Origin of the sequence: Enterococcus sp. DIV1682a, assembly GCF_051711005.1 — a bacterium.
GTDB lineage: Bacteria > Bacillota > Bacilli > Lactobacillales > Enterococcaceae > Enterococcus_B > Enterococcus_B hirae.
Genome location: NZ_JBIOLT010000001.1, coordinates 1766929 through 1782694, shown reverse-complemented (window position 1 = coordinate 1782694; position 15766 = coordinate 1766929). Strand labels below are relative to the sequence as shown.

Sequence of the window (15766 nt, the reverse complement as noted above, 5' to 3'; positions counted from 1 at the left end):
TTATGAATAAACAATCTCTTAGCGACTCACTAATAGTGAAGCGCATTATCCGATAACGGGGATCGCCGGCACAAACTTCTAACGTCACTTGTGCATCTCCAGAGTTACTTTCACAAATAATAGACCTACGATTTTCCACCAACCAATCGCTCTCTAAAATGCTTATTATTCGTTACTCTCTCTATCAATGATTTTTGTTCATTATAGAAGCAATGATGGACAGTGTCAAGACAAAAAAAGTAAAAAATTGAATTTTCTGTCAATAGATTTGAGTGAAACGTTCACCATTGATTTTTTTCTTTCTTCTTAATTACGGTCAATTTTTATTGCTGTAAGAGTCTTCGTTAAGGACAGAAGCGTAGTTAAGTGTCTACATAATAAATAGTGAAACGAATATTTAATGGCTTGAAAAATGTGGTGGAATATTCTTTGAGATTGTTAGAAACAGCCAACTATTGTTAGCAAAGTATTTATTTGACTGTCTCTACAACAATTTTGAAATTTGATCTATCACACCAATTTGTTATCAGTCAGTCGTTCGATTCATCTTTTAAGGCAAAAAAAGCAAAAATTGCAAGGTTAAACGGTTTCAAACGCCTTTTTTTAGAATGAATATAAGTAAAATAGGATTTACCCAATTGAGCGAAGATTAAAAAAAGGAGGTTTTGTTACATTTGCTGTAAAGAGAAAGGTGAGGGTAAGTGGATGAGAAAGATGACGATTGTTTTCTTTTTGTTCCTTATTTTTTTGACCATTGAGGCATATACGCGAACAATGATTGTCTACGCTGAATCTGTACAAAGCACAGCGGGGATCCGCTTTGTACCAAATCCTTCAAATGCATCATCAGAAGATCTGGCAAAAGAGAAAGACGGGCAGACAAAAAGAATGATGCAAAGAAAGCTCCCAAAAACAATTGATCAGCAGAGTAGTTCTTTGATGATCTGTGGTGGACTCATTGTAACAGCAGCAGGAGGTTTCCTCTTACTGAGAAAAGGAAAGAAGGAAAAAAATGAAAAAAGTAGTTTTAACAATCGCACTATTTAGCACATTCGTTATTAGTGCGAAAGCAACAACCGTTTATGCAGAAATAGCCGATGATACTCATGGCACAAGTATCGCTAAAGTTGGGTTAGAGAAACAAGATGAAACGGATGAACCAACGGATCCAATTGATCCACCAGATGTACCAGGTACGTATATTCCAACAGGAAACACCGGTGCTTTACGTATTGACTATATCTCAAATATTGACTTCGGTACACAAAAAATCGCTAGTGAAACAAAAAACTATACAGCTGGGAATTCAGATGAATTTGTTGAAACACAAATATCTGATCTACGAGGAAATGGTGCAGGTTGGAACTTACAAGTTAGCTATGATAGTGAAAAAGCAGGATTTTATACTGAAAATGGTGTTGCGTTAGCTGGGGCTGAACTAAGCTTGCCAGCAGGGACAGCAAAAACGGTGACAGAGAATCAGTCTCCGGCAGCTGAAACGGCAACGGTAACAGTAAATAAAGATGCGCAAAATATTATGTTTGCTGCCGCAACAACCGGTCTAGGGACTTGGGAAGATCAGATGTCAGCAGAAGCTGTTTCATTAAAAGTACCTTCTGGTAACTTGGCAGGAACTTATTCTGCCACACTTGTTTGGACATTAACAGACGCACCAGCTTAATCTAAAGGAGAAGAAACATGAAAAAAAATATTCTAGCAACTACATTATTAAGTGTGTTAGCCATTAATACCATGAGTATGACCATCTATGCAGAAGAAATGAGTGATTCAGCAACTTCAACAGCAAAGATCACATTCGAAGGGAATGATACCCATTCCAACAAACCAGTGAATCCAGATAATCCAGATGATTTAATCGACAAACCAGACGAAGTAGATCCAGATGATCCTAACAATCATGGAACTGGCGATCAAGGACCACTTTCAATTGACTATGTGTCCAATATCAGTTTTGGTACACAAGAAATTTCACAAAATAAAAAAGTCTATGTCGCAGCAAATGCAAAACCATTTGTTCAAATCACAGATAAACGAGGAGTATCTGGTGGGTGGTCACTAACTGCGACTGCTTCAAAATTTTCAGCAGCTGACAGCACTGAATTAAAAGGAGCAATCCTATCATTTGCGAATGGAGATACTCGAACGACTTCTGATAACATCAGCGGCAAACCTGATGCTTTTGATTTCACTTTTAACAATCATGAAGCTCAACCAGTTATGACGGCAAAAAGTCTGAATGGTCAGGGAACTTGGTTAGATGTATTTGAAGGAGAAGAAGGAAACAATACAAATGTTCAATTGACTGTTCCTGCTGGTTCTGCTCAAGCAAAAGAGTATACCGCAACGATTACTTGGACCCTTACTGCAGGTCCAACTGATGCACAATGATGAATAAACGTCATCATCGTTTTATTTGTTTAGTCACAGGTATCATCGGATTTTGGGGAATCCTTGGTGTCAATTCGCTTACCTCATATGCAGATTCAGCTGAATCTGCATATAGTGTAAGTGCAAATATACCTGAAGAACAAACAAATAAAGATGTATCTTATTTTGATTTAACTGAAGCACCAAATGAAACGCGCGACCTATCCATTCATTTATCCAATGTCGGAGAAAAAGAAAGTGTCTTTGAAATAGAGATCAACAATGCAGCGACCAACACAAACGGTGTGATCGATTATAATCAACGAACAGTTAAAAAGGATGCCTCTGCCAAATACCAAGTCAGTGATTGCTTAACCACTGATGCAAAGGAAGTAACAATTCCAGCTGGAGAAGCAAAAGACGTGCACTTTCAATTGAAAATGCCAAAAGAATCATTTGACGGGATTCTTTTAGGAGGTATCCATGTAACGAAAAAAGAGAACCAAAGTGAAAAAGTTTCTGGAACAGCGATTCGAAATAAGTATGCTTATGTTATTGGGGTTGAGCTTAGGAACAACAGTAAACCTGTCTCACCAGATTTGAAATTGATTTCTGTAAGAACTGGGTTACAAAATTCGTATGCAACGATTTTTGCACATTTACAAAATCCTACATCAACGATCATCAGTCAAGTTCATACGGAAGCGACGATCACTAAAAAAGGCTCATCAAAAGTGTTGTATACAGCAAAAAAAGATCATATGTCGATCGCACCCAATACGAACTTTGATTTTCCGATCAGTGTCAACAAGAAGAAAATCGATCCGGGAACTTATATGTTAACAGTAGATGCGACAACAGAAAATAATCAAAAGAAATGGCATTTAGCAAAAACATTTACGATCAAACCAGAAAATGCCAAAAAAATCAATGATGAAGCAATTACAGAAGAAAAAGCAGAAGTATCTTATCTGCCGATGATCATTGGGATAGGCGGCTTACTATTAGGGATCATTGTGTTCTTAAGTTACAAACTGTTCCAACAAAAAGGTAGGTGAGGAAGGAAATGAAAAAGCAAAAAGTGAATAAAAAATTAGTATTTCTAGTCGCCTATTTTGCTTTGTTCAGTCTCTTTCAGCTAGCCTTCTCTACTAAGTCAGTTGTTGCGGATTCATGGCCTGATGGACAATCAGAAGCTGACATCTATGGTGGACATATCCATGCTAAAATCACCTATGTAAAAGATGGGAATCCAAATTATACAGCGATTGGGGATACGATAACAGTTACAACAGTTTTAGAAAAAAAAGATGATACAAACCTTGAAGAAGAGTATAAGCAATCAACGTTAGTGACGGTTTTTCCTGATAAAGAGCAAGGGTTGGAATTAATAGGAGAACCCGAACTTGTTTATAAACATGGTGGTGTAACAGGTAACGGAAATTTGATGGCTCCATCTAAGGAAGTTGCCTATGACATCATAACGGCTTATAACTTTTATGGACATACAGAATTTGGAGATTCCAAGTCCTATGATGGGCGGATTACAGAAATATTGCCGCTCGCTTCAGACGGTATCTCTGATGGTCCTTATAGTGACAATTACTCGGTTTATCGATTATTGGAAAAAACGGGTGATTCAATGACGATCACCTATCGTGCCAAAGTCACAGAAAAAGCAGTCACTAAGGATAAATTTGTCTTGCGTGCATCTGTTTGGGATAGTATGAAAAAAGATATTGGATTTACTCATTTTTTATCTGCTGAAATGCCAAGCTTTCAATCAGAAAAGTTAGCCTTATCTTTTGATGATACGAGCAAAAATCTAGAATTAGATTCCGAGCAGATCACGCTAACAGGTAAATGGAGTGGTCCTTTGGACGATCTCACAGCTTACTTAACAATCAATGGGATGATAATGAACACTGATGAACTATTGTCTTGCTTCAAGAGTGATGGCACATTTCGTGTACCTGTTGACCTGAGTCAGCTACCATCAGTTTCAGAAGTGAATAATGTGACTTTGATGATTCAAAAAAGTAATGGTGAGTCAGCACAAGATTCAACGGTCTTAAGAATGACCAAACCTGCTTCACCTCCTACGATTGAACTGGCAAATAATCTTGCTAATCAAACGCTCGTTCTTTACCCGGGGGATCAAGGGTTTACCTTGAGTGGCAAGTGGAAAGCCGATAGTGGTTCGTGGATCAATATTTACTATAAGTTAAATGGTGTTGAAAAAAAGCTGAATGATTCAGATTCGATTGCGAATACACAACCTGGAAATATGGTTGATTTTTCAAAGAATTTCACACTTGCAGACTTAGCAGCAGGAGAAAATCAATTTGAAGTTTATGTTAAAAATGAAAAACAACAACAATCAAATATTGAAACATTTAAGGTGATCAAAGAAGCGGGAGTTGTGAGATTTGTAAACGTACCAGATCTTCTGACTTTCATGGCAATCCCCGTTGCTAGTCATACGATTCAAACAAATTTGACACAGGCAGCCAATCTTTTAGTAGAAGATACAACTGGAAAACCGATTAATTGGAAACTTAATGTATCACAAACTGAAGAGTTTAAAGATGGTAAACAAGTATTACCAGCCACTCTTTTTTATCAAAATGGTGATACGGCACAAGTCATCGAAAAAGAACATCCGATCACACTTCCTATGACTGAAGTAACAACTAATAATGATGTCCGGAATTACAGCATTCTACAAAATTCAGAAAACTATTTTTATCTAAATGTTCAACCCGGTGGATATGCTGGGGAATATTCATCACAGGTGGAATGGACAATTGTCAATGCCCCTTAGTTCCTTTTATTGATAAAATATAGTGGAGCTGGTTAACAGGGATATTCAAATGATTGAAATCCAGATTTTTAATATTGAAATTAGCAAAATAAGCCAAAGATAGCCAAAAATACTTTTTGTATTTAAGCTATCTTTGGCTTATTTTTTTGTATTGTTTTATTAAGGATGGTGCAAATGCTGAACAAAGAAGACTGTTCATTGATTGAAATAGTTTGGATAGTTCTATGCTACTAAAAAAAGATGAATAAATGAAACTTGGATTTCCATCTAATCGAGAAGGTTAAGGTAACGTGAGATTCAGTTTTACAGTTAAGCTCTAAGGTGGTTAAATAAAAATTAAATTTTTCAAATATTCTAAATATGCTTGCGATTTTTCTAGTATTTTTTATTATTCATGTTATCTTATAACAGTAATGTTATTGGTTGTCAAAAGGGGAGGCACCAATTAATGAAAAAGTGGTATGTTTGAAAATGATAAACTGGTTTGCTTAGGGGGATGGGTTAATGGAAGTGATTATTTATATTATAGTGGTTCATCTTAATTTTGCACTGATAGGTCTCATTTTATTTGCAAAAAAAAGGATTTTTATGGATTGCTTCATTCGTTTGGGATTAACGCTACTTAATATATGGCTGATTGAATGGACACCAGTATTTTTGGTTTTACTTTATTTTTATAATGGAAAATATATTTTTCAGGAAACAAGAAATCTATTTATTGTTTTTTTATTAAATACTTTTTGTGTAAATTTTATCGGTATTTCTGTTTTCTTGACAATTGAAGTACCACGATTTTTAGAAAATTATGACTTGTTAGCGAATGCGATCCTAGAAATTTTGCTTTTAGTGGCAATCCTAATTGTAATGAAAGAATTAGATAAAAAGTTTCGAATTAGTAATTATCTATACGCATATAAAAAAAATCGTCTGTTTTCGACATTTTTGATTATATGTATGTTCATGTCACTTTTGTGGTATCATTTGCTTTTTTCGATGGATTCATTGGATTTCCTTTTAACCTCTTTTATTTTAGTTGCTAGTAATTCCTTTTATGGACTACTTATGCTTTTGATTTTATTGAATGAAAAAAAGGAAGAATACTATCAGATCTATTTAGAAAGCATGAAAAAAAATGAAGAATATTATCAAAAGCTAGAAGAATTTCGTCATGATTATAAAAATTATGTTGGTGTGATGGAAGATCTTGTACAGAATAAACAAATTCATAACGAATTAGAAGCCATCGTAGGGGAAGAAAAAGAGTTTTTTGAAACGCAACTCAATGATGCTTTACACATGAAGTTACAAAAAATTTATGATCCACTGTTGCAAGGAATCTTTGTCAAATTTGTTAAGCGGGCAGAAGAGCTTCGGATACCTTATAAAATCCAAGTCAATCATATCATACCCAAGCTTTCAATGAATTCCTATGACATGATTCGCTTATTTACAAATATTATCGAAAATGCTTTTGTTCATTATGATCAAACGATGGCGAAAGAAAAAAAAGAAATCACGATCATCGTTGAACATTTGTGGGATTGTTTTTATTTTGAATTTAGTAATCCCAGCAAAAACACTGGAAAAAATCTAACTGAATTGTTTCAAAAAGGAACAACCAGTCAGAAAAGTAGTAAGGGAATTGGGTTATACAGTGTCAAAAAAATCGTAGAAGAGAATGAGAATCTTGCATTGAATTTAAAGTATGACAAACAAGAGCAACGTTTTTACTGTATCTTAACTTTGAAAAAAGAAACAGTCCATTAAAAAAAGCCACTCGCCTATTTACTGAATAGGCAAGTGGCTTTTTGTTGTACGTATAGAACTAATGAACCAAATGATTTTCATTTTTCAGATGTTCCATAAAATCCACTAATTTTTTTATACTTCTTCGGCTAAGGATCAAGGCATCATCGTTTTTAAACACAATTTCATTGTTCTTTTTATCTACTAATTTGATATTAGCTGGATTGATGGAGTAACTCTTCAAATCATTGAAAAAATGAAAGTTTTGAAACGTTTGTTTTAGTTCTTCAATTTTTCCATGAATCAAAAAAAATTCTGTTTGACAGAAAAATTCAATAGTCGAACGAGAACCTGTGATCTTACTTAAGTAATTGACTTCTTTAGGGTCGATTAAATAGATTTTAGAAAGTGATTCGATTTTAATGAGTTTACTTTGTCCTTGTGGCAAATTCGAATGGTTGAACAATAATTCTTCCAAGCCATTTACAGCTTCCGTGATGTCTTTTTTACTATAGTATTTATCTGCTCGAATATTTTGATTGATAATCTCCATTCCTTTAGTTGTGTCATTCGTCAAAAACAGGATGTAACAAGAATGATTTCTTTGACGAATTTTTTTGCTAAAATCAATCCCAGAATGAAAACGGTTCAATTCTATATCAACAATAAAAATATCTGAGTCTTGGATAGGCATAAAATCAAGGTCAGCATAGAATTTTTCTAATTGAGAAGGCAAGGGGATGGTTAACGAAATTGCTGCTAAATTAGCACTACGATTATATTGTTTACGAAATTCTTCTTGATGGAATACATTATCTTCAATATAGTACACTTTCACACACATCACCTCCAACTTTCAATCGTTCTTAGTATAGCAAGAATCAATGTGTGGATAAAGAGAATAAAAGAATAAATTATTAGACTTTTTTTATTTAATATTTAAATAATTGAAAGGAAATATGGATGTTGAAGTAAAATTTGAACGAAAGAGTCAGAGAGAAAACGGTTATTTTAGAAGTCTAAAAATCATCTGGAAATAGTCTACAGACAAAAGCTGGGATACCTTTTTTAAAAGTTAAACCAATGCGTACGGTTTTGTTCGTAAAAAGAAAGAACATCCTATATTAGTTGGTCATATGAAGAAAAGCAAGAATGAGAAAAGAGAAAAATTAATTGAAATAGCCGTTACAAGAAAACGCTTTTATGTTAAGGTAGATACGTAAAATAGTACATTGGTTAGGGAGGGTATTCAATTGACAAGGGAAGAAAAAATATATGATGTAGCATCACAGATCATTTATGTAGTCATAAACAATCTTTTTTTTATTGTTGTAAATTTACCGCTGTTTAGTTACCTTTATTTGATGATTTATCAAGGAGTTACTTTATATCTAATCTTAATGGGTCTCTTTATGATTCTGTTTGCTATTTCATTGATCGCACTATTTGAATCGCTGTATCAGTTTATTATTAAGAAACAGGAAAGCAATCTCCGATTTTTTTGGCGGAGCATCGCTAAGGCATGTTCTTGGGATAGTTTACCTGTCTATTTGCTCATCAGTTTGATTGCTTCAATAGGATTTCTCTTTTTTATGGTTGAACTTTCTCCAATTTTTTCTATATTTGTCATTATTTATGCTATTTTAGCGGTCTACGGGATGTTGATCCTTCCTTTTGCTATCATGGAAACGATCCTTTTCCAAAACACCTTTTTAAAAACGTTGTTGAATGCGATGATTTTATCTTTCCAGAAATGGCAATTACAGCTTTTTACGATTGCCTATCTGTTATTTGTTCTTTTATTGTTTCCACGCTCGCCAGCTATCTTCTTTTTTGTCGGTTTTAGTGGCTACTGCTACTTGTTTTTAACTTTTTATGCACCATTTTTACAAACTCGGATAGCGAGTATTATGGGATTGGATCAAAGAAATGACTAAAAGCATGACGAGGATTAAACATAACCTTTTGAAACACGCTTTTTATCGTTACATGTTGTGGATGAGTGTTAGTTTATTAGTGTTATTCTTTATTATTTATCTCATCACAGTTTCTTTCCATCAAAAAAGAGATGAAAATCTAAAGGAAATCAACTTAAATTTTTATACAGAAATTATGATGATGAAAAATGCAACAGATAATATGTTGGCGCTTTTGTATGCGGAACAACCTGATTTAGAAGATTTGAGGCAAATTACTAATTTATCACTCGCAGAATACTACGAATACAAAACGACTACTTACATGAAACATGCCGGTTCAAAGTATAATGGAACCCAAAATTTTGTTAATCAGTCCTTTAAAATGAATGATTATTTGTCAACTGTAGTTATTTATCATGCGCAGACGAAACGTAGCGTAGTCTTCCAAAAAGATCAGACAACCACGATGAAAAAAGTGGATGAATTTCATTTGGCAGACCCAAACGATATCGAAAAAACAAAAAAGCAAATTTTTAAGATAAATAAGAATAGAAATCTTATTGGATTTCACAAAGAATTACATAAAGAAACAGATTTAAGTTACGCAGCAGATGTCTATTTTTATTATGATATTTCTCCATTATTTGAAAAGATTCATTATCAAGTGTTAAGAAACAACGGCAATATTCAAGTTTTCTACAAAAACAACCCTATTCCACCGGAGATAAAACCAAAATATGTTCTAGACCAACGTCAAGCAGAACATTACGTGGTTACAGCCACGACAAAGTATGCCAATGTTTTTACAGAATATTCTTTGATCTATACTGTCTACTCTTTTTTTGCCATCCTTGTGTTTTTAGGTTTTTTCCCATTTCTATTTCAGTATTTGCAAAAAATAGAGGGAAGACTCTCTCAACTAACTCAAAAAATTACCAAAGTAAAAACAGGGAATTTTGACCCTGAAAAGTTCGCTCAATCAGACGACTATAAAAGTGATGATGCGATTTCTTTGATCTCTTCTAGTATTGATGAATTAGCATATCAGTTAAATGACCAGATTCATCAAGTTTATAAAAGTAAGATTAAACAAAAGGATTATCAGATCCAAAGTATTCGGGCCCAGATCAATCCACACTTTCTTTACAATACGTTAGAAGCAATTCGAATGAAAGCAGAACTAAATGAAGATCACGCAGTGGCAGGAATGCTCTTAAATGCTGCAACATTATACCGTAAATTGATCAAGGGGAAAGATGTCATTTGTTTAGCGGAAGAATTGGAATATTGTGATGCTTATCTTAGTCTTTTTGAAATACGTTTTGAAGATGCACTATTTTATGATATCGTTTGTGATCCAAGTCTTGAATCTTTGCTGATTGAGAAATTTACGCTCCAACCAATCATCGAAAATTTTATTCATCACGGGATTGATTCGCAACGCCAAGATAACTTCATCGAGATCCATTGTTTTGAAAAGGATGATCGGTTGTACATTGAAGTAGTAAATAACGGAAAGCCAATTCCAAAAGTAGAAAAACAAAGAATCCAAAAACAACTTGCTCAAAACAGCCATGATCTGGAGATGACTGCCCCTACTGGCTTATTTGGGGTAGATTATCGAATCAAACAACGCTTTGGACATCAGTATGGCGTAACATTTACTACGCAAGAAGATTATGTGAAATTTCAAATCACCATGCCTAAAAAAAGAGGAGGGGAGATCGTGTGAATGTTTTACTAGTTGATGATGAACCGTTAATCACAGAAGGAATTGAGAAACTGCTAAAAAAAACAACCGGTAACACAAAAAATTTCACGACATTTAAAACAACTTCCGGTATTGAAGCATTGAAAATCCTAAATGAGGTAGCTATTGATATTTTATTAACAGATATCAGAATGCCTGATATTGATGGATTGGCACTTGCTAAAAAGGCACGTTGTGTACAAAAACAAATAAAAATCATCTTTATCAGTAGTTATGATGATTTTAGTTATCTGAAACAAGCCATTCTCATTGGAAGCAGTGATTATCTTTTAAAACCAGTCGACCCTATTGAGTTAGCCACTACTTTTGGGAAGTTGACAAGAGAAATAAAAGAAGTAAAACTCTTTCAGCATTTGAAGAACAATCAACAGATTGATGTGTTTCGTGTCAATTTGTTGCGGAAATTGCTGCATCAAGAAATTTCGTCAACGGAATTAGCAAAATGGCAGGACATCCTTGAACCAATCACGGATTGGCAAAATTATACCATCACTTACCTAGAAGGTGCTTTTTATAATGATAAACTTTTTGAACGTGTTTCTGAGCAGTTATCGGTATTATTCGTCCAACCTTATAGCCTTTTATTGGAACCGAATAAACTTCTTTTGTTTTTTTCTCCTAAAGAAGAACAACATTATCGGTTAAGTATTCAATATTTATGTGAGACATTTGATTTATTTGCGGTCATCGGTAGTGGCTGCCATTCATTAATTGAGATCACGCATTCTTATCGAAGTATTGAACCATTTATGGAAAGTAAAAATATCTTGGAAAACCCATTAGTCATTGATCTATTTCCTAAAACTACATTGATCAACGAATACCAACTAACGCAGAAAATTTATTTTAAAAGTTTAGCTTATCTTGAAAACCAATCGATTGAAGCATTCCAACAATTAGCTATTGCCAATATTGATCAATGGAAAGACCATCCGATTCAGTCGTTAGTATGTCATTACTTGCTGATCGCACTTCACAAAGGGATTGCTACTCTGGAAAAACAAGAACAAGCTTATCAAGAGTTACAACCATTGCTCTACGCATTAAAGACAGCAGACAAATCAGTTTTTAAGAAAAAGATAGGTACGATCTGTTCAAAACTGACTGAAATAAGTTGTACCACAAAAAGTCATTCTCCAGTGATTGACCAAATCTTATATCTAGTCAATCAGGATTTCACGAAACGCTACTCTTTAAAATCATTAGCTGAGCGATTTCATATGAATCCAGCCTATCTTGGACAGCTTTTTTTAAAAGAATTGAATATGAGTTTTAGTGAATATGATAAAAAAATTCGTATGAGAGAAGCCAATCAGCGAATCAAAGAGAGTACGGAAAGAATTACTGTGATCGCAAAAGCCTTAGGATATGATGATATCAGTTTATTTTATCGTCATTATAAAAAAGAATACGGAATAACCCCCAATAAAGCACGCAAGTTCGAAAATGAAAGAGAGCCGTTGAACCTAAAATGAAAAATCATTCTTTTATCATTTTTTATGACTAAGAAAGGCGTAGTAAAACCAATAATGAAATCATGAATCATTTTTCGAGAAGAGTGATATTTCAGACTCTTCTTTTTTGTGTCTTTATTACATACAAAAAATATTGTCTATAATTTTGCCAATAAATCTATAAAATCGCAAATTGAGAAAGCGCTTTATTTACTTTATGATAAACATAGATAAGGAGTTGAACAGGATGGAAGAAAAATTAGCAGCAACATTTGTCAAAAAGAAGCAGGAAAATCGTGTGTTAAAAACATTTAAAAAAAACCGACCTTTATTTTTCCTTTCTTTACCAGGAATTATTTGGTTTGCGATATTTTCCTATTTTCCACTTTTTGCGATTTTAGTGGCGTTTAAAGATTTTCGATTAAGTGGTAATTTTTTTGAGAGTTTTATGAAGAGTGATTGGGTCGCTTTTAAAAACTTTGAATTTATTTTTAAAAGTGGGAATGCTAGCCTGATTATTCGCAACACGGTTGGTTATAATGTGCTGTTCATTGTTATGGGAATCATCGTGCCATTGATCCTTGCATTATTGTTAAATGAAATTTTCAGTAAGCGACTATCAAAATTGTATCAAAGTGTCATGTTTATTCCTTACTTTCTTTCGATGGTCGTTGTCAGTTATATCGTATTTGCATTTTTGGACCCGACAAATGGGTTTATCAATCAGTTTTTGATAAGTATTGGGAAAGAGCCGATCCAATTTTATATGCAAGCAAAGTATTGGCCTTATATTTTAGTCGTTGTACAAATGTGGAAAACGATGGGCTACAATATGATTATTTTTTTAGCCGCAATATGCGGGTTTGATAAATCTTATTACGAAGCAGCTAATCTTGATGGAGCAACAAAATTCCAACAAATCTGGTATGTCACGATTCCTATGTTGAAACCGGTGATCATTATGTTGACGATTTTAGCAGTAGGGGGGATCTTTCGGACAGACTTCGGATTGTTTTATCAAGTGCCAAAAGATTCAGGGGCGCTTATCAATGTGACACAAACCATTGACACTTATATCTATCGCGGATTGTCGTCTATGGGAGATATCGGTTTATCGGCTGCTGGTGGACTGTTGCAGTCAGTAGTTGGCTTCTTTTTAGTGTTAGGAACCAACATGATCGTCAAAAAAATCGATAAAACACAAGGAATCTTTTAAGGGAGGAAAAAAGAGTGGAAGCAAAAAAAACACTAGGTGAATCTTTGAACCGATTTGGACGAATCAGTAAAAAAAATAACCTTTTGATTAGTCTGGGTTTAGGGATATTGACCTTTTTAACTGCTGTTCCTTTTATTTTAGTTTGTATTATCGCCTTTACTGATTCAGAATCGATCCAACGAAACGGGTACCGACTGCTACCTGAAAAATGGAGCCTAGCAGCTTTTCAAGCAATTTTTGAAGAAGGAGCGATTTTTTCCGCTTTCGGTACAACGATTTTCATTACGATCATTGGGACCGTCATCGGTGTGTTTTTAATGTCGACCTTTGCGTATACCCTTTCTCGAAAGACTTACGCTTATCGAGGGTTTTTATCAAGGTATTCTTTGATACCCATGTTGTTTAGCGGTGGGATGATTGGTAATTACATTGTGATTGTGAATGTTTTAGGGTTGAGGAACTCTATCTGGGCATTGATTTTACCTTTGTGTATGTCCACGTTTTCAATCATGGTTTTGAAAACGTTTTATCAAATGTCTGTCCCAGAAGCATTGATTGAATCAGCATATATCGATGGTGCCAGTGAGTGGTTGATTTATTTTAAAATCGTACTTCCGTTATCGTTACCAGGTATCGCAACCATTGCCTTATTCTTAACCTTAGGCTATTGGAATGATTGGTTTTCAGCATTACTTTATACCGATAATAATCAATTGGTACCGTTACAGTATTTGTTGATGAAGATGGAGAATAATATTGAATTTATTGCAAACAATGCTGGAAAAATGGGGATGACCCAAACCGGTACTTTACCCACTGAAACGATCAAAATGGCGGTGGTAGTAGTAGCTACTTTACCGATCTTGATTGCATATCCTTTTTTTCAAAAATATTTTATTGGTGGTTTAACTGTTGGCGCAGTGAAAGAATAGTATAGGAGGAAAAATAATGAAAAAATTTGTATTGCTAGGAGCTGCATTATTAGCAGGAGGTCTTTTAACAGGATGTTCAAGTAACAAAACCAGTAATGCGAGTGAGTCTGATACGGTGGATCTTACTTGGTACATAACGGGTATTCCACAAAAAGATGTGGCAAAAGTGAATGAGGCGGTCAATAAGTATACAAAGGACAAATATAATGTCACAGTGTCTCTTAATCAAATTGACTGGGGTGAATATGACCAAAAGATGAGCGCACTGGTCAATGCCGGAGAAAGCTTTGATCTCGCATTTACTGCTTCTTGGCTAGGAGGATTTAATTATTTAACCAATGCTCGAAAGGGCGCATTGTACGATATCACAGAATTACTTGATAATGAAAACCAAGGATTAAAAGCTGAAATCTACGAGAATTTTTGGAAAGGTTCCACCATTGATGGAAAAATATATGGGGTACCAGCGCAAAAAGAAATCGCTGCTACGGAATATTTTGTCTTCAATAAAGAACTAGTTGATAAATATGATGTTCCGTACGAATCAATCAAAACCTATGATGAACTTGAACCATGGCTCAAAACGATCAAGGAAAAAGAAGGAATCAATCCTTGGTACATGTCTGAAGGTTACCGAAACCCTTATAAATTCGATGAATTATCAACATCCGTTGGGATCAACCTTGAAGGAGATGAAGGGAAGATCGTCAATTATTATTTTGAGAAACCATACGTTGAACGGGTTGAAAAAGTGAGAGATTTTATGAAAAAAGGCTATGTCAATAAAGATGCAGCACTGGCAAAACAAACCGATATTGTTGGGAAAGAATGGTTTGTTACTTCAACCGTGATGGGACCACTTGATACAGCAACAGTCAAAGACCAAGTGAAAAAAGATGTAGTGGTAACGCCTATGGTAGATTCAATTGTGACGAATGCTTCAGCAATGGGTGGCGGTACGGTGATCAGTGCGAACTCGAAACATCCAAAAGAAGCGATGAAGCTATTAGAAGCTGTAAATACCGACGAAAAATTGATGAATCTCTTATCCTATGGTATTGAAGGAACACATTATGAAAAAACTGGGGAGAAGACAATCAAATGGTTAGATGCTCATAGCAATTATACGATGCCATTTTATATGTTTGGGAATTACTTCAATCTTTATCACCAAGAAGGTGCACCAACAGACGAATGGGAAGTGTTGAAATCTTATAATGAGCAAGCAGAAGCATCCCCAGCACTTGGATTCAACTTTGACACGAAAGCTGTGACAACGCAACTTGCTGCTTTGAATAACGTACAAGAAGAATTTAAAGCATTGATCAACACTGGCTCAGTTGAAACACAAGAGAATTTGAATAATATGAAGAAAAAAATGAATGCGGCTGGACTAGATGAAATTATCACGGAAATGCAAACACAATATGATAGTTGGAAAAAAGAACAAAAATAATACAGATAGTACAAGCCAGGAGCTCAATTTTTTTAGTTGTTTCCTGGCTTTTCACTAGAA

General features: G+C 34.6%; 13 protein-coding genes and 1 other annotated feature (1 of these 14 cut by a window edge). Of the genes, 12 read left to right on the top strand and 1 reads right to left on the bottom strand.

Translation table 11 applies throughout. From position 1 onward, the window contains the following. Positions 1-197 (bottom strand) — a binding site (T-box leader) (it extends 41 nt beyond the left edge of the window). A gap of 508 nt (positions 198-705) precedes the next feature. From IGJ23_RS08000 to IGJ23_RS07975, 6 genes are all read left to right on the top strand, one after another. Continuing rightward, on the top strand, positions 706-1047 hold the full coding sequence (locus IGJ23_RS08000) for an LPXTG cell wall anchor domain-containing protein (protein WP_010737766.1): 342 nt from the start codon (positions 706-708) through the stop codon (positions 1045-1047). Continuing rightward, positions 1013-1681: a WxL domain-containing protein gene (locus IGJ23_RS07995; RefSeq protein ID WP_010718897.1), complete on the top strand. Its 669-nt coding sequence runs from the start codon at positions 1013-1015 to the stop codon at positions 1679-1681. Before IGJ23_RS08000 ends, IGJ23_RS07995 begins: the two co-directional genes overlap by 35 nt. 17 nt (positions 1682-1698) lie before the next feature. Then, the gene (locus tag IGJ23_RS07990; protein ID WP_438774833.1) at positions 1699-2409 is read left to right on the top strand and encodes a WxL domain-containing protein; all 711 of its coding nucleotides are present in this window, start codon (positions 1699-1701) and stop codon (positions 2407-2409) included. Then, positions 2406-3446: a DUF916 and DUF3324 domain-containing protein gene (locus IGJ23_RS07985; RefSeq protein ID WP_438774832.1), complete on the top strand. Its 1041-nt coding sequence runs from the start codon at positions 2406-2408 to the stop codon at positions 3444-3446. The genes IGJ23_RS07990 and IGJ23_RS07985 overlap by 4 nt, the downstream gene beginning before the upstream one ends. Positions 3447-3454: 8 nt before the next feature. Beyond that, on the top strand, positions 3455-5212 hold the full coding sequence (locus tag IGJ23_RS07980) for a hypothetical protein (protein WP_438774831.1): 1758 nt from the start codon (positions 3455-3457) through the stop codon (positions 5210-5212). A 504-nt stretch (positions 5213-5716) separates the two neighbouring features. Then, a complete protein-coding gene (locus IGJ23_RS07975; RefSeq protein WP_438774830.1) occupies positions 5717-6979 on the top strand; it encodes a sensor histidine kinase in 1263 nt (420 codons plus the stop codon). Positions 6980-7037: 58 nt separating this feature from the next. Here IGJ23_RS07975 and IGJ23_RS07970 read toward each other — a convergent pair whose 3' ends face one another. After that, entirely contained in the window at positions 7038-7802 is a 765-nt protein-coding gene (locus IGJ23_RS07970; RefSeq protein WP_438774829.1) for a LytTR family transcriptional regulator DNA-binding domain-containing protein, read from the bottom strand. A 409-nt stretch (positions 7803-8211) separates the two neighbouring features. Here IGJ23_RS07970 and IGJ23_RS07965 point away from each other — a divergent pair, with 409 nt between their 5' ends. From IGJ23_RS07965 to IGJ23_RS07940, 6 genes are all read left to right on the top strand, one after another. Continuing rightward, positions 8212-8895 carry a hypothetical protein gene (locus IGJ23_RS07965; RefSeq protein WP_438774828.1) on the top strand — a complete coding sequence of 228 codons (684 nt, stop codon included), beginning with the start codon at positions 8212-8214 and terminating at the stop codon, positions 8893-8895. After that, entirely contained in the window at positions 8888-10609 is a 1722-nt protein-coding gene (locus IGJ23_RS07960; protein WP_339087201.1) for a sensor histidine kinase, read from the top strand. The genes IGJ23_RS07965 and IGJ23_RS07960 overlap by 8 nt, the downstream gene beginning before the upstream one ends. Continuing rightward, a complete protein-coding gene (locus IGJ23_RS07955) occupies positions 10606-12123 on the top strand; it encodes a response regulator transcription factor (RefSeq protein ID WP_438774827.1) in 1518 nt (505 codons plus the stop codon). The genes IGJ23_RS07960 and IGJ23_RS07955 overlap by 4 nt, the downstream gene beginning before the upstream one ends. Before the next feature lie 226 nt (positions 12124-12349). After that, the gene (locus IGJ23_RS07950) at positions 12350-13318 is read left to right on the top strand and encodes an ABC transporter permease (RefSeq protein WP_010718906.1); all 969 of its coding nucleotides are present in this window, start codon (positions 12350-12352) and stop codon (positions 13316-13318) included. Between the two features lie 14 nt (positions 13319-13332). Then, positions 13333-14250 carry a carbohydrate ABC transporter permease gene (locus IGJ23_RS07945; RefSeq protein ID WP_438774826.1) on the top strand — a complete coding sequence of 306 codons (918 nt, stop codon included), beginning with the start codon at positions 13333-13335 and terminating at the stop codon, positions 14248-14250. A 16-nt stretch (positions 14251-14266) separates the two neighbouring features. Then, the gene (locus tag IGJ23_RS07940) at positions 14267-15706 is read left to right on the top strand and encodes an ABC transporter substrate-binding protein (RefSeq protein WP_010718908.1); all 1440 of its coding nucleotides are present in this window, start codon (positions 14267-14269) and stop codon (positions 15704-15706) included. The last annotated feature ends 60 nt before the right edge of the window (positions 15707-15766 follow it).